This window comes from Idiomarina zobellii (genome assembly GCF_900100855.1).
Lineage (GTDB): Bacteria > Pseudomonadota > Gammaproteobacteria > Enterobacterales > Alteromonadaceae > Idiomarina > Idiomarina zobellii.
Window position 1 is genome coordinate 215041 of the sequence record NZ_FNCB01000001.1, and the last position, 23934, is coordinate 238974.

Consider the following 23934-nt stretch of genomic DNA (forward strand, 5'->3'; position numbering starts at 1 on the left):
TGCAAATGAACATAAAGCCAGTGCCTTGCGCACTGGCTTTTTTATAAATGGCTGACGGCGTTAACCACATTGGTTGCGCCTTCGTCTATTTCATCCATTATGGCTTTCACTTTTTCAATTTGCTCTTTCCCGCGCTTTGCCATTTCCTGAATATCGTCAATAGACAACGAGATAGCTTCTGAAACTTCTGAACTGCGCTGCATAACGCCCGATATCTCGCTAGTGGCCTGAGTGGTTCGAGTCGCCAAATTTCTTACTTCGTCAGCAACCACAGCAAACCCACGCCCATGCTCACCCGCTCTGGCAGCTTCAATCGCCGCATTTAATGCCAGAAGATTTGTTTGTTCAGCTAGTGCGTTAATGGTTTTAACAATTTCTTCAATACTAACGGCTTGCTCTTGTAACTGCTCAATAATAGCGTCGGTTTGCTGACTTTTAGTGAGTATTTCGTTAGAGGTTTCCACAGAAACATCAATAGACGCTTTACCGTCTTTCACTATCATGGCTGTTTGCTGAGACGTCGAATACGCAATTTCTGCAGCTTCTGTGGTCTGTTGGGCTTTTAACACTCGTTCGGTAATATCGCTGGCAAACTTAATGACTTTTACAACTCGACCATTACTGTCAAAAATTGGGTTATAACTGGCTTCCAGCCAAACCGGTTGCCCGTGCTTGCTGACACGCTTAAATCGCCCGGTTTTGAACTCACCTTTGCCAAGTTCACGCCAAAAGCTCGGGTTTTCATCGTAAAAGCTTTGCTCACAAAACAGCTTATGGTGCTTGCCGGTAATATCGCTGAGCGAATAACCCACGGTGTTTAGGAAGTTATCATTTGCCCAGGTAATGACTCCGTCAGGTGAAAACTCGATAGTCGCCATTGACTTATTAATTGCCGTATTAATGGCGGTTTGCTGCTCTAAGGCGGTGACTTCGTCAGTAACATCACTGGCAATTTTCGTAATGAAAACAACCTCGCCTTTCTCGTTTTTAACAGGAAAGTACGTCGCTTCTAACCAAATAATGTCGCCATTACTGCAAATGCGCTTAAATCGCTCATGCTGCGACTTACCCTCTGCCAGCTGCTGCCAAAAATTTCGATACGCCTGAGAAGACGAATGACTCGGTTCACAAAACATTTTGTGATGTTTAGAGATAACATCATCGAGACCATATCCCATGGTTTCCAGAAACTGATTATTGGCATTTAAAACATAGCCCTGAGGGGTAAAGTCAATACGCGCAACATTACTGTCAATGGCATCCATTAACTGTTTATATTGCGACAGTTCTTCAGTGGTTTTAGCGAGCTGGTGTTTCGTTTTAGCGCAAAGCATTTGGGCGTTCCTACTGCAAATAAGGACATTTGAATGCAGTAGTTTACGCTCCCTCACATGTATCAGATCAAAAAAAGATCTATTTTAGAGTAAATACTCACCAATACTTGGTCTATATCAAACTTGCTGAAGCCGGCATTAAGAACTCCATGCCGGGTTCCAGGTGACTTCCCAAATATGGCCGTCCGGATCTTTGAAGAAACCGCCGTAGCCACCCCAAAATAAGTCTTTAGCCTCATGAAGAATGGTTGCTCCTGCCAATTTAGCCTCATTCATAACGGCATCGACTTCAGAGCGGGAGCTAACATTGTGGCTTAACAGAACTTCATTGGCATTTTTAGCGACATCAACACCCATTTCAGCAGCAATGCTTTTACGCGGCCACAAAGCCAACCTCAAACCACTAGGCAGCTTAAAGAAGGCAACAGCGCCATTTTCAAAGTCCTCACCGACAATGCCCTTCGTTTCCCAGCCTAAACCGTCCTGATAAAAAGCAAGTGCGCGCTTTAAGTCATCGACTCCCAGCGTAATAACACTGATACTTGGGTTCATAGAATCTTACTGCCTCAAAAGTTAAACTCTTACTTTAATTAACGCTTAAGTGATGGTCAAAGTATGGACGCAACATTGCTGGAACATTATAAAAATACCGACTACTGGTTTGTTGTGAATGGCCAAAAAATGACTTTATCGGTAGGTAGCACCAATAGCGACTTTAATACACTCTGTCATGACTTAAACTGCAAAACAGGGGCCTTTATTACCGCTTATAACCCTCAAAGTCGGCAGTTAACCTTTGACGAGAATCGCGAAAGAAACCAGCAATTAGAAGCTGAATTAGTGGGTTTTAAAGGCATTCGATACTTTTACGGAGCCGGTCAGGATCGTAGCCTTCAATGGCCAGCCGAAGAAAGTTTTATGGTTTTTGGTGCGCAACAGCAAACAGTTATTGACCTCGCCCGCCGATATCAGCAGAATGCCTTTCTTTGGATTGAATACCGACACGCTGCAGTACTCATCGACGTATGAGTTAAGGGGGCACCATGCCATCACACCATAGCCGCTGATAAAATCGCGTTTATCTACGCCCTTATTGCCGTTTTATTATGGTCGACGGTCGCTACAGCGTTTAAAATCACACTAGAGTACATGACGCCATTACAAATGGTGACAGCCGCCAGTGTCGTTTCCTTTGCTGTTCTAAGCTTGGTCTGTGTGATTCAGAAAAAGTCTCACTTGTTATTGCTTGAGCTGCGGAAAATGCCCTTGTACTACGTACTAATGGGGCTTATTAACCCTCTTATCTACTATTTAGTGCTCTTTCAAGCTTATAAACTGCTACCCGCCTCCGAAGCTCAGCCCCTGAATTACACATGGGCAATAGCACTCAGTATTATGGCCGCCCTGTTTCTAAAGCAGCATATTCGTCGCCGCGACTGGGTCGCCTGCGCACTGGGTTATTTCGGTGTGTTAATTATAGCGACCCGCGGTGACCTATTCGGGCTTAGCTTTAGTAATCCCTGGGGTGTTTTATTAGCCTTGATATCAACCTTCCTGTGGGCCGGTTACTGGATACTCAACACCCGACGTAATGCGGACTCAGTCGTTAGCCTAGTCTTGTCCTTTGGCTTAGCATTGCCAATTTTAATTATTGCCAGCTTTGTCTGGAGCGACTGGTCGAACATACCCTGGCAAGGCTGGGCAGCTGTCAGTTATGTCGGATTATTTGAAATGGGTATTACCTTTTTATTTTGGCTAAAAGCTATGAAAACAGCCACCAACACCGCACTTATTAGCAACCTGATATTTATATCGCCGTTTATTTCACTGCTGCTACTGTCAGCAATTATTGGCGAGACCATTTATGTCAGCACTATTGTGGGCTTGGCACTTATTATTACCGGTTTATTAGTGCAGCGGCTTCACTTTAAGAAAAAGCTTAAGCCATAGCCTTTTTAACGATTTCATCCGCCGCTTCTTTGTCCTCTTCGTCAGGCGAAGGGCCATCATTAATACTATTTTCACCAGGCGAGAGAGCCAGTTCCGTTAGCAGAGGAAAATGATCAGACCCAAAGCCAGGCAGTCGCGTCATTGAAACCAGTGCAAAATGGTGGCTATGAAAAATATGATCAAGCGGCCAGCGAGCAAACCAATAGTCCGCGTGAAAAGTGTTGAACATACCCCGCCCCACCCGCGGGTCTAACAATCCACTGATTTTACGGAAGAGCAAAGTGGTTCTCGACCAGGCCACATCGTTCAAGTCGCCAGTGACTATAGTCGGATGCTTCTGGGGCTCTACGTGTTTCGCAACTAACAGGAGTTCACCATCACGCTCCTCCGACTCCTCATTTTCCGTTGGACTCGGCGGCGCCGGATGCACAAAGTGCGCTTTCACTTTTTGCCCGGTCGGTAACTCAATAAAGCAATGTATCGACGGCTTATCGTCCTCAATTAAGTACTCAACGCTAACGTCAGATAACGGCAGCCGAGAATAGAGATGCATACCATAGAGATTATCCAGAGGCACCTTAACCGTATGAGGGTAGTTCGATTCAATAGCCTCTAACTGCTCCCCCCACCATCCATCAGACTCAAGCGTTACCAGAACATCCGGCGTATAGTCCCTCACTAGCTGAATAAGACCATCACTGTTACGGTTAGGCATCAGCACATTCGCCGTCATAATTCTAAGCCGAGCCCCTGCCTCGCCTACATCAACCGCTTTCACTTCTTTCGGGAATAAAGCCGTATAAGGCACCACCCACCACAGCTGACAAACAAGACAACCAATAATCAGCCCCATAGCCACCGCAGTGACCGACGTCCAGTCACGTATAACCACAAAACCAATGATCAACAGTACCCCAAGCAGCACCGAAAGCTGCAAACGCGGAAAATCCAACCCGCGAATCCACCAAACCTGCGACCACGACAACGGCGCTAACGTCAGCACAGCCAGTAATATCGCTAAAGAAAGGTAAATAATTTCAAACATCTTGGCTCTCTATGCTTTTCAGATAAGAAAACCATAGCACAGCTATAGAAAATAAGGGGAAAGGAAGTGTTAAGCTTGGTGGAGCTCCTACGGATAGCGTGCTCCGCTTGGAGTCAAAACCCTCTGATACAGGAGACGCAACAAGCTCATCCATGAGGGCTTGACGAAGGCCATCCATGGCCTTCGACACTCCTGTATCAGAGGGTTTTAACTCTAAACGCTACGCCCACAATCCGTAGGATCTGCTAGCTTTATTTAACTTACTGAACGCAGATGTAGATAGCCAGAAACAAAAAAAGAGTTAGGCGTAAGTTAAGAAACTGTGTGACGCCAAGGATGGCGTCACTCAAGCCCCCAAGGAGGGTTCACGGCGTGTTTCTTAACTTTCCTAACTCTTAGTTTCTGGCTCTTCCGTTATCTCAGACCATGTTAACCAGCATGCTGGTTGGGTCTTCGAGGTACTCCTGCCAGAGTTTGTTGAAACGAGCAATGGTGCCGCCGTCGATAATACGATGGTCGCCTGACCAGCTTACCGTCATTATCTTACGGGCTACCACGTTGCCGTTTTCGTCAAAACGCGGTAATTCCTGCACTTTACCTAAGGCAACAATAGCTGCTTCCGGCTTATTAATGATAGGTGTTGCCACCGTACCGCCGATAACACCAATGTTCGAAATGCTAATAGTACCGCCTTTCATATCAGCCTGAGGCACTTTGCCTTCTCGAGCAGCTTGAGTCAGACGAGTCACTTCATTGGCCACATCGATAATACTCTTGTTCTGTACCTGTTTTACGTTAGGTACTAACAAGCCAATTTTGGTATCGACTGCCATACCGATATTGTGGTCATCGAAGTAAGTAATTTCAGTGCAGTCTTCGTTCACCTGCGCATTCATTACCGGGAACTCTTTTAACGCCAGCGACAGAGCTTTAATAAAGAACGGCATGACAGTTAAGCGTACGCCTTTCTCTTTGTAGTGCTCTTTCAGCTTTTCACGCAGCGCAATCAGGTTCGTAACGTCAAACTCATCGGCATAAGTGAAGTGAGGAATGGTGCTGACCGAGTTCATCATTTGCTTAGCCATAGCTGCTTTCACGCCACGAATCGCTTCGGTACGCGTACCGCCGCTAGTCGCTGCTGGCTGCTGTGCCGGTTTGCTGTCGGTGCTGGTTGTAGCACTTTGACCACCCGACTTGAAAGCTTCAATGTCTTTCTTCACGACGCGACCTTTCTTACCAGAGCCAGGAACGTCAGCGATATTAATATCATTCTCGCGAGCTAAGCGACGTACTGCCGGACTGGCAATAGCTTTACCCTGACGCGCTTTCGCTGGTGGTTCTGCCTCCGCTTTTGTACTTGCCTGCGGTTTAGACTCAGCGCTATTCTGCGACGAGCTGCCTGGAGCAGTCTCACCAGAGCCTGAAGCCTGAGCGCCACCGGCTGGCTGCAAGGCAAATAAAGGCTTATGTACTTCGGCGATATCACCTTTTTTGTGATACAGCTTAACGACTTTACCATCATCTTTCGCTGGAATCTCAACCGTGGCTTTATCAGTCATAACCTCAACCACGGGTTGGTCTTCTTTCACTTCATCGCCTTCAGAAACTAACCACTCAACGATTTCACACTCAACAATACCTTCACCGATATCCGGTAAAATAAAGTCAGTGGTTTCGCCGCCAGTTGCCTGGTTACTATCTGGCTTGCTGTCAGATTTTGGCGCTTCTTTCTCAGCCGTTTTTTCTTCAGCAGCTTCACTTGAATCGCCCGCAGCATTAATGCGGAATAACGGCTCGTGGACTTTAGCAATATCGCCTTTTTGGTAATACAGCTTTTCAACCACGCCGTCGTCTTTCGCCGGTATCTCAACCATGGCTTTGTCAGTCATGACCTCAACAACGGGCTGATCTTCTTTAACTTCGTCGCCTTCGGCTACCAGCCACTCAACGATTTCGCACTCTACGATCCCTTCGCCGATATCGGGCAGAATAAAATCTTTACTCATGTCGATGGGTCCTTAGTAGTTCATTGAGCGTTTGATGGCTTCGTAGATCTTCAAGTGATCAGCCATGTACTCTTTCTCGTGACACAACGGATACGGCACATCAATACCTGATACACGCGCGATTGGTGACTCAAGGTATAAGAAACACTTATCCTGCACCGTTGCAGCAATTTCGCTGGCAAAACCACCAGTAATCGGGGCTTCCTGAGAAATAACCAAACGTCCGGTTTTCAGTACGGACTGAGTGACAGTTTCAACGTCCCACGGCAAAATAGTCCGTAAGTCGATCACTTCACAAGACACGCCGTCTTCTTCAGCTTTCTCGACCGCTTTTTCGGTCATTTCCATCTGTGCGCCCCAGCCCAGTACGGTAATATCCGTACCTTCTTTAACGACGTCAGCCTTGCCTAATGGAATAGTGTATTCTTCTTCAGGAACCTCACCCGTCGATGCACGATACAGGCGCTTCGGCTCCATAAATAATACCGGATTTTTGTCAAAAATGGCGCTCAGCAATAGACCCTTAGCTTCGTAAGGATTACGCGGAGTTACAATTTTCATACCCGGGGTGTGCGCAAAATACGCTTCCGGCGACTGAGAGTGATAGTGACCACCAGCAATACCGCCACCGTATGGCGTACGAATGGTTAAACCGCCTACATCAAACTCGTTGCCTGAGCGGTAACGGAACTTAGCCGACTCGTTAACGATTTGGTCAAATGCCGGGAATATATAGTCACCAAACTGAATTTCAGCAACCGCATAGCTTCCTTGTGAAGCCAGGCCGTTAGCGAAGCCAATGATGCCCTGTTCAACCAGTGGTGTATTAAAGTTGCGGTGCTTGCCGTATTTCTCGGTCAAACCAGAAGTTGCACGGAATACGCCGCCAAAGCCACCGGTGTCTTCACCAAAACTGTATACATTGTCGTGTTTGGCCATCGCCAGGTCGAGTGCGCTGTTGATGGCTTGTAATAAATTCATTTTAGCCATTAGTCGATTCTCCCTGACGTTTTCGGATACGCATCCGGATACTTACGGATATGCTCTTTCAACTCTTCCAATTGCTCTTTCAGCAATGGCGTCGGTTCGTCATATACATCATTAATCAGTTCATCGATATGTGGCGCAGGTACTTTTTCGGCTTCTTTTAATGCCGCCAGAACCTTCGCTTTTACTTCTGCATGATGCTCTTCAACATGGTCTTTATCCAACCAGCCTTCGTTCATCATCCATTTTTGCAGACGATCAAGCGGATCTTTTACTTTCCAGTCGTCTTCTTCTTCGCGCGTACGGTAGCCCGTTGGGTCGTCCGACGTCGAGTGACCCGACATACGATAAGACATGGCTTCAATCAGTACAGGCTCGTTCTCTTCCACCGCTAAGCGACGTGCTTCCTGAGTCGCTCTTAGTACGGCAAACACGTCGTTACCATCGATACGGATGGTTTTCATGCCATAGCCAATACCGCGTGGCGCAATGCCATCACCGCCATACTGCTCGCCTTGCGACGGCGTTGAAATGGCGTAACCGTTGTTACGACAGAAGAAAATAACCGGTACTTTATAAACCGATGCCATGTTTAGGGCAGCGTGGAAGTCACCTTCAGAAGCGGCACCTTCGCCAAAATAGCAAATTGTACACTTGCCGGTTTTATCCATCTTCTGCCCGAACGCATAACCGGTCGCTTGTGGTATTTGTGTACCCAACGGCGAAGAAATAGTCATAAAGTTTAAGTCAGCACAGCCATAGTGAACTGGCATTTGACGACCTTTACCTAAGTCTTTTTCGTTCGAGAACAACTGGTTCATGAACTGTTCCACGGTAAAGCCGCGGTACGCCAAGGCACCCTGCTCGCGATACTGTCCCATGATCATATCGCCGTCATCTAAGGCGGCCGCAGAAGCGACACTTTCTGCCTCTTCACCGCGCGAAGCCAGATAGAAGCTAATACGCCCCTGACGCTGCGCGGCAATCATGCGCTCATCGAGCGTACGAATAAATTGCATTGTGTCGTGAATTTTAACGATAAGGTCTTTATCGTACTCAGGCATGTCAGCGCCTTTATGGAAGCTACCGTCCTCTTTGAGGATCTGTAGCATCGGAATTGTAACCGACTCACCGTCAAACCATTGCGGCTTAGTCACAATCTCTGTGTTGTGTTTTTTATCCTTTGCCATAACCTTCTCTTTCGGTTGCAAGCTGGGTGAAATTTGCCGCTACTTTACCTTTACGTAAAGTGACATGCAAACCACAAACTAACGAAAAGTTAACGCAGTAAGTGTAAATAGAAACGAACAGGATTAACAATAAAGCCTGACTACTTAGACCAGTTTAGTCTACTCCAATTCGAGTGATTCTGTCGGTACTCTCACGACAGTCAGTAAGGCTCTTTGTCCCAAAGCAACCTTGGCGTTCGGGAAAATAATATGCTCGCCGTCATGCTGTGCGTAAAGGTTTTCATCACCGTCTCGCGCCAGTAAATCGCCCTTGTCAAAAGACGTAAAGTTAGCCACATCGTCTGCAAAGTTAAGCTCAAAATCTTCGTTCATGCGATTAATTGTCTGAGCTTCTTTAAAGATAAAGTGTTTATTAGGCTCGAACGAGCCAAAGTCGAGCGAGTCTTCACTAATTAACCGGCGTAGCGTTTGCTCTGCAGCAGCGAACTTCGAACGGTCATTCTCGCCAAACGGGCGTACTTTTCCCAACTCAACAGTAAACGCGTGCGCGTTAAATTCATTCACGCTGAAGTATGAGAACGTGGTTGTCGGTGCTTGATTCAGCAACACCGTGTCCACGCCGCAGGCTAGTAAAAACTGAAGCTGGTGTTTGTTATAAGGCTTGCCATGAGTAAATGGGTAGACAGCGAACTTCTCGCGCTTTGAGTCACGTATAGCCGTGTGCAAATCATAGTGCAGTCGCTCTCGCTCGCCTTCTGGCGACGTTTCATAAAAGCGTTTCACATACTGTTCTATTTTCGCCGCACGCTCACGCTCTTTGTTGTGCGCTTTACCATTACTGTGCGCACCGCTGAACAACCGGTTCATGTTTTCTTCAACGAAGCGTTCGCCTTTATTGATAGACGCCGGGTTCGCTATCAAAAATAAGGTTCTATGAATGACTGTCTGCTTTTCAGTGATAATGTCATTAATAATATCGCGGCATATTTCAATAGGAGCAGTTTCATTACCGTGCACAGCACAAGACAAGACGATATCTTTTTTACCAGGTTTTGGCGGCGAGACTTCCAATACACCGCTGTCCCATATTGACAGGGTTACACCGTTATTCAGTGTCTTTTTCTGAGTCTCTTCACTGCCCCACTCATTGGCGCATGTCCAAGCTAAAAAGTCCTCAAATGCCTTATTCAAACCAAACTCCTATGATTTTTTACCAGGTACGAAACCTTTTGTTGCCAGCAACTCACGCAATACTCGAGAGCGATACTCACGACGATAGAGAACAGCAACAACAATGAGACTTGAAACGACTAACATTGCCGGATGCAAGAACCACGATAAGTACGCTAATGCAAAATAGTAAGTCCGCAGCCCTTTGTTGTATTCATGTCCAGACTGATCCAACACTTTTGCAGCGTGGCGGGCAAAGCGGTCGCGCTCTTCTTCTGTCTTGTTTTCCTGATGAAACTCAACCGATGCGCCGAGTAACACAGAAACAAAGCCAAATTGGCGTATCGACCAGGTGAATTTGAAAAACGCATACACAAATATGAGCGCCAGCACTGCCAGTTTAAACTGTACCAGCAACGCATTCGTGTCCGGGCTTAACGGAATCTCATTTAAAACTGTCACAACTTCTTCGGCATGTGCCAGTACCGTTATAACCCCCGCCAGTACAAGAATGGTAGACGATGCAAAAAAGGTCACCGTGCGCTCAACATTACCGATAAGTGACGCATCAGCAACCTGGTTTTCTTTATGAACCACGGTGTTAAACCAGTCAATTCGCAAAGAACATAAAATACTCGATAGACAGTGGGTGGTCTTAGCGCGCTTTCGGGCAAAAAGAGAGTAGCCTATCCAGCAAAAGAAGAACAAGGCCAACGCAAAAATATCAAGGAATGACAGCAGCATGTAAATGACCCGAAGCCTCAAATAGTGTCTTAAAATTTATAACATCAAGTTTACCAGTTTATGACAGCACATACGACAAAGCCGGCGCATTTTGCCCCGGCTTTGTATTCTTCTGACTTAAAGCTAATAGTCTTTTAATGCTTCTTCTGTCGTCATATCTTTTGGCTCCGGTGGCTTCGCCAGCCCATACCAGGATAAAAACGACTGCGTATTGCGTTTTGCGTCCGCTAATATCAAATACAGACATGGTATTAATAACAGCGTAATTATCGTCGCAAAAATAATACCGAACGCTAATGATATTGCCATTGGAATAACCAGCTTCGCCTGCATACTCTTTTCAAGCACAATGGGTAGCAGCCCGAAGAAGGTTGTCAACGAGGTTAAGGTAATGGCTCGGAAGCGACGGCAACCTGCATCTAAGACCGCATGTCGCAAGTCGGTACCCGCTTCTTTCGCCTTATTGACGTAGTCGACCATAACCAGACTGTCGTTAACCACAACACCAGACAGCGCGATAATACCAAACAGACTTAAAATGCTGACCGGCATACCCAATATCCAGTGTCCAATAACCGCACCGATAATACCGAAAGGAATAACCGACATGATAATAAGCGGCTGACTGTATGACTTCAGTGGAATCGCCATTAGTGCATACACTGCCAGCATTGCCAACAAGCCACCTAAAGCTAAAGAGTCTGTCGCTTCCGCTTCGTCCTGTGTAGCGCCTTGCAGTTTAAAGCCCACACTGGAGTACTGGTCAAGAATGTCAGGTAACTTCTGCTCTCGCACTTCATTAACCACACGGAATGGCTCAACCCGGTCTTTGTTAACTCGAGCGCGCACATTCACCGAACGCTCACGGTCAATTCGCGTAATGGTTGAATAGCCTTCTGCAAACTCAATATCAGCCAATTCAGTGAACGGAATTTCAGACCCGTCAGCCATGCGTAACTTCATGTCTTGCAGGTTCCCCACAGACTGTCGCTGCTCTTCCGGATAACGAACCATGACTTTCACTTCTTCGTCACCACGTTGTATACGCTGAGCTTCAGATCCATAAAACGCATAGCGCACCTGAGTCGCCAATTCTGCCAGATTAATGCCCATTGCTTCAGCTAACGGCTTGGTGGTCACCAGAACTTCGTCTTTACCGTCACCAAAAGTATCTTCAATGTCAAAAACACCGTCGTACTCGCCTAGCACGGCTTTCAGCTCGTCGGCAGCCGCTTTCAGTTCATCAAGGTCATCACCCACTAACTGAAACTCAATGTCGAAGCCGCCACCGCCGCCTATGCCGCCCTGAAAGTTAATAGTGCGAACACCAGCTAGCTCAGGCACCGACTCTCGCCACTGATTAACAATTTCATAGCCGTCGATATTACGGTCTTCACCTTTCTTAAGCTCTGCGAAAACAGTACCGGCTTCAGTGCCATTCATCCAAATGTTAGTATGACGCACCACACCGTCACCTTCAGCCGCTTCGGTTTTCTCATCAACCTGAGCCAGACCTTTAGATACACTTTCCAGAACTTCAATAGTCCGCTCTTCCGAGGTGCCCGGCTGCATTTCAACATTGGCCTGAATAAAGTCGCTTGGAATATCCGGGAAAAAGACCCAGCGAACAATACCGCCGCTCATAAGGCCTATCATCAGAATCATCATGCCAACGAAGCTTGCCAATGTCGCATAACGATAATGCAGGCACTTTTTCAAAAACGGGCGGTAATACTTATAGACAAAGCGCTGAATCGCCTCGGCAAACTTATTGCGAAAACGCTGGAAGCCGTTCGGTTTCTCACTGCCGTCTTTTGAATATTTCATTTGCGCAATGTGAGCCGGCAAAATCCACTTTGACTCAATTAAAGAGAAAGCCAGCGCAATAATTACGACGTAGGCTATCGACTCCCAAATAGCCCCCATTCCGCCTTCGACCATCAGCATCGGAATAAAGGCCACCATTGTCGTCAGTACCCCGAAGGTCGCAGGAATCGCGACACGCTTGGCGCCAGCAACAACGTTGTCGACACTCTTTCCCTTCTCTTCTATTTCGGTATAGGCACTTTCTCCTATGACAATAGCGTCATCGACTACTATCCCGAGGACCAATATGAACCCGAATAAGGAAATCATGTTGATAGACACATCAACCATCGGTAGCGGCAGTAACGCGATGGTTCCCAGGAAGCATACCGGAATACCAATCATGACCCAAAACGCCAAGCGCAACTGAAGGAAGAGAGACAGCATTAAGAATACCAACAAGCCACCAATCCACATGTTGTTTAACATGAGGTCCAAGCGACCCTGGAGGTAATAAGATGAATCACCCCACGACGCTAATTGAATTTCGTTCGGTAACTCCTTTTTCTTGCGATCGACATAGTTTTTTACATACTCGGCAATTTTCAGGTCGTTTTGGTCACCGACCGAATTGACACGAATAAATGTGGCTGGCTTACCATCAAAGCGCGTGAATGCCTCAGTTTCGACGAAGCCGTCTTCTACCGTTGCAATGTCCCCCAGGGTTAAACGGGTACCGTCGGGGCGACTAATGAGGACAATTTTCTCAAATTCACTGCCATAGTACGCTTGGTTATTGGCACGCAAAAGAATGTCACCGTTGGGTGTTTTTATAGAGCCGCCGGCAACATCTATCGAGGTGCCCCGAACCGCATTCACTATTTGCTGGAAGGTTAAACCGTAACGTTCGAGATCTTCCTGCGAAATTTCAACAGCAATTTCGTAGTCGCGTGCACCAACCACTGACACTTTGGTTATGCCGCCAACGCTTTTGAGCTCATCCCGAATGCTTTTCGCCAGCTCTTTGCGGGTTCGTTCGTTGGCGTCACCAAATACCGTCATCCAAATAACGTCGCGGTTCGGTCGTACTCGATAAATATTCGGTTTTTCGATTTGTTGCGGAAAGTTGGGTATGGCATCGACAAGCATTTTAACCTCGTCCATGACCACCTGAACGTCATAGTCAGGCTCAACCTCCAGCGTGACACTACCAATTCCCTCACGAGATTGTGAGGTCATTTCCTCAATACCATCAACATCTTCAATGGCGTCCTCAATAAGCATGATGACACCCTGCTCAACTTCCTGCGGCGCAGCACCAGGGAACGGTACTTGAATACTGATAATATTAAGTTCAATTTCAGGGAACATCTGTTTGCGAACAGTAAAGACCGACAGCGTGCCCGCAACCAAAATGACTATCATTAATAGGTTCGCAGCGACCGGATTATTCGCGAACCAAGCGATAATACCTTTTTGCTTTTCGTTTTCCATGACGCTTACTCACCTTGCTCGTTGTCGTTTGCGGCAACTGTATCTTCATTTTTAGCGGAGGTTTCCATTTGCTCTGGCAACGGGTCGCCTTCCAAGCGAACTTTCATGCCATTCAGCGCGTTTTTCAGCTGTGTCAGAACAACTAAGTCACCCTCTTCAAGGCCTTCACTGACAATACTGGTGTTGGCTTGCGTGCGAATGACTTCAATTTCTCTCTTCTGAAGTTTGCGCTCATCGGCAACGGTCCAAACCGTTCCATCAGGGTTAATCGCATAGGTCGGAACTTCCATAACCCCGGTCACTTGCTGCCCTTCCACTTGCGCCTGCACAAAGCGACCAAAACGTAATGGCTCTTCGTGTGTTTGACCATTAAGGTTATAAGGGTCTTCAACCTGGACTACGCCGTAAATAACCCGGCTTGCTTCATCCAGCACACCTTCCGTTCTAACCAGCTTTCCGAGCCACTGAGTATCAACACCAGATACCTGTGACTCTAGTAACACTTTAGGCTCTGTCTGCGACTCTTCCGGAAGGTTAAGGTAAGTAACGTCCAGGTCACTGAGTGGCAAACGAATTTCGGCCACTTCGGTGCCATACAATGTTGCAATTTGAGCACCGGCACCAACAAACTGTCCTAAATCAGCTTGCTTGCTACGCAGAACGCTGTCATAAGGCGCTCTAATTGTAGTACGTTCCAGGTTACGCTCTGCCATGGCTAGGTTTGCTTCAGCAGATTCCAGTGAAGCTAATGCACTCGCTAGCTGAGGTTTACGTAAGCCCAGAGCAGGCGCTTCTCCTTCGGTAAACTGAGACCATTCTTCTTCCGCCACCCGAGCCCGGGCTTTTTCTTCTTCCAACGCAGCTTGTGCTTGCAGCAACTGAGCGCGAGCTTGTTGAACGGCAACCTTGTAATCGGATGGGTCAATTTGCAGTAATGTCTCACCTTTTTTGAAAAAACTACCGGCATTATATTTATCTGCAACATCAACAATTTGCCCACTGACTTCCGCCAGCAATGTCGTTGAGTATTTAGGGGTAGCGGAGCCTTGCGAGTCGACCAGGAAGGTCATGTCGCGGGCTTTTACTTCTTTAACTTCCACCATTACGGCAGGCTTTTGCTGCTGTTTCTTTTCAGGGGGCTTAGCAGCCATACTCGCTAACACAGCTAGCAGAATAGCCACAAGAATAATGAGAGGTGGTATAAAAGCGCGTTTTTTCAGTTTCATCACAGTTCGCTCAGCTTTAGTTAATTTTAAAATTTCTTATAGTGTTATTATCCGCCTAACAAATGTAAATTGTTAGACCTTAACTGTTGCGAACTGTGATTTTTCCCTAATAAGTTGTAACGGACTATTACAAAACCCGGTTATCCCTCCAGTAACCAACGTTCCGCCGCCTCAACATAGCGCGGCTTGCCAACTAACAGGACCACATCTTGCGGTTCAAATTCGGTGGCGTCATCAGGGTTTGGATATTCTTCGTCTTCTCGGCGTATTGCTTTAAGCTGAACGTTATGTTGCTCCCAATCAAGCGAAGCCACGGTTTTTCCGTTCGCCCATGCGCCTTCCGGTAAAGTCACAGCACGCAAAAATTCCAGTTTATCGACCATTTCTGGGCCCATGTCGGTTTCTGAGCCCTGGAAAAACCCATGCATTTCACCATAGTGGTTACGACGCTCTTTATCCAGACGTGCCAAAATACGGCGAATAGGAATGCCGCTGTGGCTTAATACATGAGATATCAACATCAAACTCGCTTCAAGTGTGTCGGGTACCACCTGAGAAGCGCCGGCGTTTTGCAAAGCATTTAAGTTTTGGTCGTCTCTACTGCGCACAATGACATAGGCATTCGGGTTTAATAGCCGCAGCTCTTTTAAAACTTCCACCGCACGCGCATCGTCCGCAAAGCTGATAATAACCAAATCAACTTTTTCAGCACCAACCGCCCGTAATATATCTTTTCGGGCGCTGTCACCAAAATAAACACGCGCTCCGCCAGCCACCGCTTCCTGAACACGTAAAGGGTCGTTATCAACCGCAATGTGCGTAATCCCCTCAGCATCCAGGAAGCGACTAATCGTCTGCCCGGTGCGCCCAAAGCCACAAATTAACACTTGGTTTTCAAGGCCATCGCCTTGCGGGGTGTGCTGGCTTTCAATTTGCTCAATGGGGTCGGGCGTGCGAATAATAGCGTCGACCAAAGGTTTCAGTCGGTGAATAATGATAGGTGTTATCGCCATACTGAAAACACCAATACCTATCATGCTGGTGACAATTTCCGGAGACAGCAAATTATGGTTATTTGCCAAAGCTACAATAACAAAGCCGAACTCCCCCATTTGGAAGAGCGATATTGCACTGCCCCAAGCGTCAGTGTCGCGCTCGCCCATAAGCCTTGCTACAGAGCTGATAATGGCTATTTTAACAATCGACATGACCAACACTGCGAGTAAAATCCAGTGCAGATTGTTTACAAACCCCGTTAATTGCAGCTGCATACCTATGGTGGTGAAAAACAGCCCCATTAAAATGTCACGGAACGGACGAATATCAGCTTCCAACTGATGCTTATATTGGCTTTCACCCAGCATCATTCCGGCTAAAAACGCTCCAAGCGCCATAGACAGACCGAATAAATGCGTCATACCACCGGCAACCAGCGCAACCAGCAGCGTTGCCAACACAAAAAGCTCGTCGGTTCTTTGCTTGGCGATTTCTTTAAACAGATAAGGTAATACCCACTTACCAACAGCCATCAGTACAGCAATAACCGCGGTGCCTTTAGCCAACGCAATTAGTAAGGTGTATCCAATACTGCCGGAATCTGAAGCTAACAACGGAATAATAATCAGTAAGGGAACAACCGCAATATCCTGGAATAGTAGAATCGCAACTGTCATTTGGCCTCGACGTGTGGCCGTTTGCGCGCTTTCTTTCAGCTGCTTAATAACCACAGCGGTTGACGACAACGCCAAAGCTCCGGCAATAGCCAGCGAAGCCGCCCACTCACCCAGCCACAAAAAACCGATGAGCATGAAGACAAGCAACGAACCAATAACTTGCGCAGCGCCTAGACCAAATACCCAACGCCGCATTGCCATCATTTTAGGTAACGAAAACTCCAGGCCAAGTGAGAACAGCAGGAAAACAATACCCAGCTCAGCAACCAAGTGGTAATCATCAGGATCTTTAATCCACTCCATAACCTCCGGTCCGGCAATAATACCGGCGACAAGGTAAGCCAGTATGGCTGGTAGCTTTATGCGCCGAAATAACCATACAAGCACGACCGCTATAGCAAGCAGCATCAGCAGGCTGGAAAATGTTCCGTTCATTCGGTCCCTCGTTTTCTAAATATGGCTGTCAAAATATTAACACTCTTTTGTTTCAGAAAAATTGATTTTATAAATCATTGTTTTAAATAACTTTTAATTTTTTGGCTTGAATTTTGCTTACTTCAAAACAGACAAAATTCATTGGAGTCGAAAAGCACATGTTAGGTAAAGCTGTAATTAGAGATCGCTTAAACTCTGCTATCAACAAAACTCAGGCGCTGGTCAGCCAACTCACCTCAAGTGAGGACATCAAAGCGAACTCGTCATCATTGACAGAAAAATTACAAACAACGCTGGATATTACGTCTTTACTGTCAATATACAGTCATGCCGTATTAGAGCGCCTGCCTGTAAAAGCCTTGCAGTTTGTCTCCGATGACCAAGTCATTAACCTACACGGCCAATATGACGAAAGCCATTTTGAATATGCTGTCATGCTTTATGCCGATGACCAATACTTGGGTCAAATGCTTTATCAGTTCAAACAACCTGCATCTTACGCGGTTAAGCTTCGCCTGGAACAAATGCATAAGCAGCTAACCTTTCCTCTGCGTAATGCGATGACCTATTCAAAAGTGCGGCAAGCCGCAGTAAAAGATCATCTAACTGGTGTTGGTAACCGTTCTCTGCTCGATGAAACTTTGGCACACATAACCGCCAAGCTTAAGCGTGACCCTCAAAAAAATGTCAGTATCGTACTTATCGATATGGACAACTTTAAGCAGGTTAATGATAACTTCGGTCACCAACTTGGCGACGAAGTCTTAAAACAATTTGCGCAGCTCATAAAACATCAGCTTCGAGACACTGACCGTGTGTTCCGTTACGGCGGTGATGAGTTTGTGTTGGTATTGGAAGATACACCCAAAAGCCAGGTAAATGATATTATTGAACGTTTGGAAAAAGCGATTAGTCACGACTCAAAGTTAATGTCTTTGAATGTTGCTTTTAGTTCAGGCTCTTTGCAGATGGAAAGCTTTCACACAGCCGATGATGTCCTTGATGAAGTCGATAAACGCTTATACGAGGCTAAATCGCTGCGCTCTATAGCTAACTAAGACTTGCTAAGCCATTCTAAAGTGGTTTGCCAGCTTGGACTTACTGTGGGTACACTATGACTTTCCGGCGCTGGAGTTAACCAGCCGGTAACGGGTGTCCAAACGTCATGCTCGTTGACCTGCAAAACAGGTACGCGTTGTCTTAACCAAGGCGCTAAGCCGCATTCTTTAAACCAGTCTGTCAGTTTTTTTCGTCCTTCTCTGCCGGGTTTACCTAACTTACCTTTTGGGTGAGTTAAGCTCACTGTAAGAGTCTCTGATTCTGTTATTACATCTTCCGCAATCTGCAGTATACCCCACTGCCCGAAGTGCGTTATTGGCTCCGAGATCGCCACGTCAGAGAACAGCTCAGGAACACCGTCATCAACCCAGAGCGCACTTTTAAAATAACGAACCGAATAGCCCTGGCAATTAATTGCCAGCTGCGTATCTAACCGCACATTCAAGCTTTGCCGGCGAATTTGCTCAAGTTGCTCGTAACTTGGCAAACTTTTGCCTAATTGCTGCAGCCAGGTACGTAATAGTGCTCGTTGCATTGCCGCCGATGTATTTTCAAGTAACGACAACGGGAAACAATCTGGACTTTGCTTTTGCCGCGCCGCGTGCAGCTTTTCCAGAAGTAGCTCATCCATGACATCCTGTTGTTCTGCACACAGTCTGGCAGAGCGTATAACACTCATGCCAAAGTGTGGCCAGCGGCTTTCCAGCGTTGGAATAACCTCGTGTCTTAAGAAATTCCGCTCTATTGTCGTGTCGTAATTGGTGTCATCTTCAATCCAGATAAGCTGGTGATGCGCTGCGTACTCTAAAATTTCGTCCTTACTGGTTGTCAGTAACGGTCGACAGAGTGTGCGCTCGCCCTCCCAGGGCTGAATCTCGGCCATAGACGCCAAGCCTTTAGGACCACTGCCCCGCTTTAACTGCAACAAGAATGTTTCTATTTGATCATTCTTATGTTGCCCTACCAGCAGAACGGCGTTTGGCTCTGTCAGTTCAGCCAGTCTGTTATAACGAAGTTCGCGGCCAATAGCTTCCTTACTCACACGCGTTTTCATCGGCACTTCAAGGGGCTCGAAAATGGTATCAATACCATAAGCTTTTGCCGCTTCATGAATAGTGTCAGACCACTGGCCTGAGTCGGGATGAAAGCTATGGTCCAGATGAATTGCTAAATATCGGTACTGTGGGTTGTCGCGCCGAAAGCGCATCAATAAGTCGAGGATAGTCTGTGAGTCAGCCCCGCCACCTAAAGCAGCAACAAGTTGCTGCCCTGGCTGCAGAGAGAGTTTATTAATAGCTGCTAAGAAACGCTCATAAAGCGCATCAGTCATCATTATACTTAGCAGTACCCAAACGACATCAGCTTTTTGTAACGCTGATCTAAGCGTTCAGACTTACTTAGCCCTTCCAGAGACTTAACGTCTGACAGAAGCTGTTTCTTCAAGCGAACCGCCATTTCTTCAGCATGACGGTGCGCTCCACCTAACGGTTCAGGTATAACGGCATCGATAAGTCCGAGCTCTTTACTGCGCTGCGCCGTAACGCCCATAGCTTCTGCCGCCAAAGGTGCTTTACTGGCACTTTTCCACAAAATGGATGCGCAACCTTCCGGTGAAATAACTGAGTAAGTGCTGTATTGCAACATATTTACTTTGTCGCCAACACCAATAGCTAAAGCGCCGCCTGAGCCGCCTTCACCAATAACAGTGCAAATAATGGGAACATTCAGTCGCGACATAACTTTTAAGTTACGGGCAATAGCCTCGCTCTGGCCGCGTTCTTCCGCGCCAATACCTGGGTAGGCTCCTGGCGTATCAATAAAAGTAATAATCGGTAAATTGAAACGTTCAGCGGTTTCCATTAAACGCAGCGCTTTTCGATAGCCTTCAGGCTTTGGCATACCGAAGTTACGACGAATTTTCTCTTTTGTTTCACGACCTTTTTGCTGGCCAATGACCATAACAGGTTTGCCATCAAGACGAGCCATGCCACCGACAATAGCTTCATCATTTGCAAAAGTTCGGTCGCCCGCAAGCTCATCAAACTCGGTAAAAATCATCCGAATGTAGTCCAGTGTGTACGGACGCAGGGGATGGCGAGCAAGTTGCGCAACCTGCCAGGCACCTAAATCAGAAAAAATTTTCTCGGTGAGTTCCTGACTCTTCTTGGTTAAACGCTGAACTTCTTCTTCAATATTAATATCGAGCTCGCCGCGCTTGCCGACTGACTTTAACTCTTCAATCTGCGCTTCGAGCTCTGCTATTGGCTGTTCAAAATCCAGAAAATTAAGGCTCATTCGCTGTCATTTCCTTTAAAATTCGAGTGAAACCTGCTGATTTCCCAGCAAGTTCTGTAATTCGTCTATTAATTCATCCGATGGCGTGACATACCAATTCGCTTCCACTGACAATTCCGCTCTCGCGTAAGACGAGTTATAACGAAGCTTTATTGGACAGGTTCCTTTTGCGTAAGGCTCTAGCACTGTTTCCAGCTTACCTGCCACACCATTTTCAAGTGCATCTTCCGTCAGCGTAATCGACAAACTACGCAAATAACTCTCACGCGCTTGCTCGATAGCCATCACTTCTCTAGCGGTCATTGTATTGCTATTACTAAAGTTATCAAATCTGACCTCACCTTTTACCCACAAAATTCGGTCTTTTTCGAGCAATTCTTGATAACTTTCGTATTCATTGCTGAATAATCGTACATCCATGCGCGCCGTTTTGTCATCTAAGGTCACTATAGCAAAACGCTGACCTCGTTTATTTGTCAGCACGCGAATATCTATAACGAGTCCGGCAATAGCAACGCTTTGATCTTTCGGTGTCGGGCCGACATTAGACAGAGTATTTGACACATAGTGTTTCAACTCACTTCTAAAGCGGTTAATTGGGTGGCCTGTCAGGTAAAGCCCAAGGGTTTCCCGTTCGCCTTCCAGCCACACTGCTTCTGGCCATTGGCGTACCTGCACAAACTCCTGCTCGACCGCTTCAGGCTCGGTAGTCAGCACACCAAACATATCTGACTGACCAATTTGCTCTGCCTGCAAGTGCTGCTCTGCCTGGCGAATGGCTTTTTCCAGCGTCGCCATAAGCGCCGCTCGGTGAGGACCTAAATTGTCCATAGCGCCCGCCCGAATTAAGCGCTCCAGCACCCGTTTATTCATTTTCTTCAAGTTCACTCGACAACAGAAGTCGAACAAGTCTTTGAACGGACCGCCTTCATTTCTGGCCTGAATGATTGACTCAATGGGAGCTTCCCCAACGCCTTTAATAGCGCCAATGCCGTAAACCACCCGTTGCTGTTCGTCGACCGTGAACTTATATTCGCCCTTGTTGACGTCTGGCGGCAGTAACTCAAGCCCCATTCGCTCACATTCGTCAGCCAGCGTGACAATTTTGTCGGTATTGTCCATATCCGCTGACATAACCGCAGCCATAAACTCAGCCGGATAGTGCGTTTTCATCCACAACGTTTGGTAAGAGACTAACGCATAAGCAGCAGAGTGCGATTTGTTAAACCCGTAGCCTGCGAACTTCTCTACCAAGTCGAAGATCTTCATCGCCAACTCTGGGTCAATATTGTTCTTGGCCGCACCCTCACGGAATATCTCTCGCTGTTTCGCCATTTCCTCGGGCTTTTTCTTACCCATAGCTCGACGTAAAAGGTCAGCGCCGCCGAGTGTATACCCGGCTAAAACCTGAGCAATTTGCATGACCTGCTCTTGGTACAAAATGACACCGTACGTCGGCTCAAGAATAGGCTGAAGACTGTCATGCTGATACTTAACATCGGGGTAAGAGATTTCTTCACGACCATGCTTACGGTCAATGAAGTTATCGACCATGCCCGACTGCAAAGGACCCGGTCGGAACAAAGCAACCAATGCGATAATATCTTCAAAAGAATCCGGCAGCAGCTTCTTAATCAGCTCTTTCATACCGCGGGATTCCAGCTGGAAGACGGCTGTTGTTTCGGCTTTTTTCAGTAGTTTGAAACACGCCGGGTCGGTCAAATCAATGGCCGTTATATCGATAAGCTCTTCACCTGCTTTTTCTTTGCGAGCGTTCACCATATCGACAGCCCACTGAATAATGGTCAGTGTTCTTAAGCCTAGGAAGTCAAACTTAACCAAACCAGCCGACTCGACATCGTTTTTATCAAACTGAGTGACCGGGTTTTTGCCTTCATCATCGCAATACAACGGAGAAAAGTCAGTGATAGTCGTTGGCGAAATAACCACACCACCGGCGTGTTTACCGGCATTACGGGTAACACCCTCTAAAATCCGCGCCATATCAATAATGGCTTTAACCTCACCGTCCTGGTCGTACGCTTCACCAAGCTGAGGCTCTATCTCAAACGCTTTTTCCAGTGTCATTCCCGGATCGCCGGGCACTAACTTTGATATGCGATCGACAAAGCCGTACGGATGCCCCAAAACACGCCCTACGTCTCGAATTGCTGCCTTTGCGGCCATAGTACCGAAGGTAATAATTTGCGAAACCGCTTCGCGGCCGTACAAATCGGCAACGTGGTCAATAACCTCATCGCGGCGATCCATACAAAAATCGACGTCAAAGTCAGGCATGGAAACCCGTTCAGGGTTTAGGAATCGTTCGAAAAGCAGGTCAAATTCCAGCGGGTCCAGGTCGGTAATTTTCAATGCATAAGCAACTAATGAGCCAGCACCAGAGCCCCGTCCGGGACCAACGGGTATGCCGTGGTCTTTACTCCACTGAATAAATTCCATAACGATAAGGAAGTAACCTGGAAAGCCCATACCATTAATGACGTTAAGCTCTTCTTTCAGACGCTCGTCATATTCAGGTCGTTTAGCGGCCCGCTCTTCCGGGTCGGGAAATAAAAACTCAAGTCGGTCTTCAAGCCCTTCTTCAGACACCTTAACCAGATAGTCTTCAGTAGTCATATCGCCTGTCGGGAATTTCGGCAGGAAGTATTCACCCAGGCGAACCGTCACATTACAACGCTTTGCAATTTCAACAGTGTTCTCAAGTGCCTCGGGAATGTCAGAGAATAGCTCTGCCATTTCTTCCGGCGTTCTTAAATATTGTTGCGGCGAATACTTTTTCGGACGACGGCGGTCTTCTAACTGATACCCGTCATGAATAGCGACTCGAATTTCGTGCGCGTCAAAGTTTTCTTCTTTTAAAAAGACCACTTCGTTTGTTGCCACCACCGGTAACTGAGTCTCGCCCGCCAGCTTCACCGCTTTATGGAGGTAGTCTTCCTCTTTTGGTCGGCCTGTTCTAATCAGCTCAAGGTAAAAACGGTCGGGAAAATATTCCTGATAGAAGTCCAGTGCGGCGTCGAGCTCTTTGTCGTTATTTTTAAGTAAAGCATGACCAATGTCGCCTTCCCGAGCGCCGGAGAGCAGAATAACGCCCTGGTTATGCTCTTTTAGCCAGTCTTTATCGATAACCGGTTTGTCTGCAATGTGCCCTCTCAGGTACGCTTTAGACATCAACTGCGTAATTTGTTGATACCCTTCGTTATCCATTGCCAGCGCCGTCAGACGAAAAATTTCCCCATCCGGGTAGCTGTGTTGCACCCACAGGTCACAACCTATAATAGGTTTTAACCCCAGCTTATGAGCCGTACCGTAGTAGCGAACCAAGCCACAAAAGTTCATTTGGTCGGTCATGGCCAATGCCGGCATACCTGCGTCAGCTACCGCTTCACAGATAGGGCCAACTTTTGCTAAGCCGTCAACCATGGAGAAGTCGCTATGAATGCGTAAATGGATAAAATTTGGTGCTGTCATTTCGCCGTTTCAGTTTACGTTTTTATTC

General features: G+C 47.0%; 17 protein-coding genes. 3 read left to right on the plus strand and 14 right to left on the minus strand.

The annotated features are described in order from the left end of the window. Positions 1–41: 41 nt before the first annotated feature. Positions 42–1334 carry a methyl-accepting chemotaxis protein gene (locus BLT32_RS13085; RefSeq protein ID WP_053952449.1) on the minus strand — a complete coding sequence of 431 codons (1293 nt, stop codon included), beginning with the start codon at positions 1332–1334 and terminating at the stop codon, positions 42–44. Between the two features lie 138 nt (positions 1335–1472). After that, on the minus strand, positions 1473–1886 hold the full coding sequence (locus BLT32_RS01030; protein WP_053952450.1) for a VOC family protein: 414 nt from the start codon (positions 1884–1886) through the stop codon (positions 1473–1475). Positions 1887–1949: 63 nt separating this feature from the next. Here BLT32_RS01030 and BLT32_RS01035 point away from each other — a divergent pair, with 63 nt between their 5' ends. Both BLT32_RS01035 and BLT32_RS01040 read left to right on the plus strand, forming a co-directional pair. After that, positions 1950–2363, plus strand: coding sequence for a DUF3293 domain-containing protein (locus tag BLT32_RS01035; RefSeq protein ID WP_053952451.1), 414 nt, complete (start codon positions 1950–1952; stop codon positions 2361–2363). Positions 2364–2414: 51 nt separating this feature from the next. Continuing rightward, positions 2415–3284: a DMT family transporter gene (locus BLT32_RS01040; protein ID WP_321163931.1), complete on the plus strand. Its 870-nt coding sequence runs from the start codon at positions 2415–2417 to the stop codon at positions 3282–3284. On the opposite strand, the gene BLT32_RS01045 is transcribed toward BLT32_RS01040, so the two are convergent. The 9 genes from BLT32_RS01045 to BLT32_RS01090 form a co-directional block, all read right to left on the minus strand. Then, on the minus strand, positions 3274–4329 hold the full coding sequence (locus tag BLT32_RS01045) for an endonuclease/exonuclease/phosphatase family protein (protein WP_053952453.1): 1056 nt from the start codon (positions 4327–4329) through the stop codon (positions 3274–3276). The two genes, BLT32_RS01040 and BLT32_RS01045, sit on opposite strands and share 11 nt — an antisense overlap. Positions 4330–4748: 419 nt before the next feature. Continuing rightward, positions 4749–6335 (minus strand): dihydrolipoyllysine-residue acetyltransferase, encoded by a 1587-nt coding sequence (locus BLT32_RS01055; RefSeq protein ID WP_053952455.1) that lies wholly within the window; start codon positions 6333–6335, stop codon positions 4749–4751. A gap of 12 nt (positions 6336–6347) precedes the next feature. Further along, a complete protein-coding gene (locus tag BLT32_RS01060; protein ID WP_053952456.1) occupies positions 6348–7325 on the minus strand; it encodes an alpha-ketoacid dehydrogenase subunit beta in 978 nt (325 codons plus the stop codon). Then, on the minus strand, positions 7325–8512 hold the full coding sequence (locus BLT32_RS01065) for a thiamine pyrophosphate-dependent dehydrogenase E1 component subunit alpha (protein ID WP_053952457.1): 1188 nt from the start codon (positions 8510–8512) through the stop codon (positions 7325–7327). Before BLT32_RS01065 ends, BLT32_RS01060 begins: the two co-directional genes overlap by 1 nt. A 159-nt stretch (positions 8513–8671) precedes the next feature. Further along, positions 8672–9703, minus strand: a complete 1032-nt coding sequence (gene astE, locus BLT32_RS01070; protein WP_053952458.1) for a succinylglutamate desuccinylase — start codon at positions 9701–9703, stop codon at positions 8672–8674. 9 nt (positions 9704–9712) lie between these two features. Next, positions 9713–10426: a DUF599 domain-containing protein gene (locus BLT32_RS01075; RefSeq protein ID WP_053952459.1), complete on the minus strand. Its 714-nt coding sequence runs from the start codon at positions 10424–10426 to the stop codon at positions 9713–9715. Positions 10427–10549: 123 nt separating this feature from the next. Further along, positions 10550–13726 (minus strand): efflux RND transporter permease subunit, encoded by a 3177-nt coding sequence (locus BLT32_RS01080; protein ID WP_053952460.1) that lies wholly within the window; start codon positions 13724–13726, stop codon positions 10550–10552. 5 nt (positions 13727–13731) lie between these two features. Next, positions 13732–14952 (minus strand): efflux RND transporter periplasmic adaptor subunit, encoded by a 1221-nt coding sequence (locus BLT32_RS01085; protein WP_053952461.1) that lies wholly within the window; start codon positions 14950–14952, stop codon positions 13732–13734. Positions 14953–15092: 140 nt separating this feature from the next. Further along, the gene (locus BLT32_RS01090; RefSeq protein ID WP_053952462.1) at positions 15093–17060 is read right to left on the minus strand and encodes a monovalent cation:proton antiporter family protein; all 1968 of its coding nucleotides are present in this window, start codon (positions 17058–17060) and stop codon (positions 15093–15095) included. 158 nt (positions 17061–17218) lie between these two features. On the opposite strand from BLT32_RS01090, the gene BLT32_RS01095 reads away from it, so the two are divergent. Further along, positions 17219–18118 carry a GGDEF domain-containing protein gene (locus BLT32_RS01095; protein WP_053952463.1) on the plus strand — a complete coding sequence of 300 codons (900 nt, stop codon included), beginning with the start codon at positions 17219–17221 and terminating at the stop codon, positions 18116–18118. Here BLT32_RS01095 and tilS read toward each other — a convergent pair. The 3 genes from tilS to dnaE are packed head-to-tail and all read right to left on the minus strand — an operon-like array spanning position 18115 to position 23906. Further along, positions 18115–19452, minus strand: coding sequence for a tRNA lysidine(34) synthetase TilS (tilS, locus tag BLT32_RS01100; protein ID WP_053952464.1), 1338 nt, complete (start codon positions 19450–19452; stop codon positions 18115–18117). The two genes, BLT32_RS01095 and tilS, sit on opposite strands and share 4 nt — an antisense overlap. 5 nt (positions 19453–19457) lie before the next feature. Beyond that, positions 19458–20414: an acetyl-CoA carboxylase carboxyl transferase subunit alpha gene (gene accA / locus BLT32_RS01105; protein ID WP_053952465.1), complete on the minus strand. Its 957-nt coding sequence runs from the start codon at positions 20412–20414 to the stop codon at positions 19458–19460. Positions 20415–20429: 15 nt separating this feature from the next. Then, positions 20430–23906, minus strand: coding sequence for a DNA polymerase III subunit alpha (gene dnaE / locus BLT32_RS01110; protein ID WP_053952466.1), 3477 nt, complete (start codon positions 23904–23906; stop codon positions 20430–20432). Between the last annotated feature and the right edge of the window lie 28 nt (positions 23907–23934).

Bases quoted from the DNA above. Each gene is read 5' to 3' on its own strand.
- BLT32_RS13085 (WP_053952449.1), bottom strand. From the start codon at position 1,334: ATGCTTTGCGCTAAAACGAAACACCAGCTCGCTAAAACCACTGAAGAA.
- BLT32_RS01030 (WP_053952450.1), bottom strand. From the start codon at position 1,886: ATGAACCCAAGTATCAGTGTTATTACGCTGGGAGTCGATGACTTAAAG.
- BLT32_RS01035 (WP_053952451.1), top strand. From the start codon at position 1,950: ATGGACGCAACATTGCTGGAACATTATAAAAATACCGACTACTGGTTT.
- BLT32_RS01045 (WP_053952453.1), bottom strand. From the start codon at position 4,329: ATGTTTGAAATTATTTACCTTTCTTTAGCGATATTACTGGCTGTGCTG.
- BLT32_RS01055 (WP_053952455.1), bottom strand. From the start codon at position 6,335: ATGAGTAAAGATTTTATTCTGCCCGATATCGGCGAAGGGATCGTAGAG.
- BLT32_RS01060 (WP_053952456.1), bottom strand. From the start codon at position 7,325: ATGGCTAAAATGAATTTATTACAAGCCATCAACAGCGCACTCGACCTG.
- BLT32_RS01065 (WP_053952457.1), bottom strand. From the start codon at position 8,512: ATGGCAAAGGATAAAAAACACAACACAGAGATTGTGACTAAGCCGCAA.
- BLT32_RS01075 (WP_053952459.1), bottom strand. From the start codon at position 10,426: ATGCTGCTGTCATTCCTTGATATTTTTGCGTTGGCCTTGTTCTTCTTT.
- BLT32_RS01080 (WP_053952460.1), bottom strand. From the start codon at position 13,726: ATGGAAAACGAAAAGCAAAAAGGTATTATCGCTTGGTTCGCGAATAAT.
- BLT32_RS01085 (WP_053952461.1), bottom strand. From the start codon at position 14,952: ATGAAACTGAAAAAACGCGCTTTTATACCACCTCTCATTATTCTTGTG.
- BLT32_RS01090 (WP_053952462.1), bottom strand. From the start codon at position 17,060: ATGAACGGAACATTTTCCAGCCTGCTGATGCTGCTTGCTATAGCGGTC.
- BLT32_RS01095 (WP_053952463.1), top strand. From the start codon at position 17,219: ATGTTAGGTAAAGCTGTAATTAGAGATCGCTTAAACTCTGCTATCAAC.
- tilS (WP_053952464.1), bottom strand. From the start codon at position 19,452: ATGATGACTGATGCGCTTTATGAGCGTTTCTTAGCAGCTATTAATAAA.
- accA (WP_053952465.1), bottom strand. From the start codon at position 20,414: ATGAGCCTTAATTTTCTGGATTTTGAACAGCCAATAGCAGAGCTCGAA.
- dnaE (WP_053952466.1), bottom strand. From the start codon at position 23,906: ATGACAGCACCAAATTTTATCCATTTACGCATTCATAGCGACTTCTCC.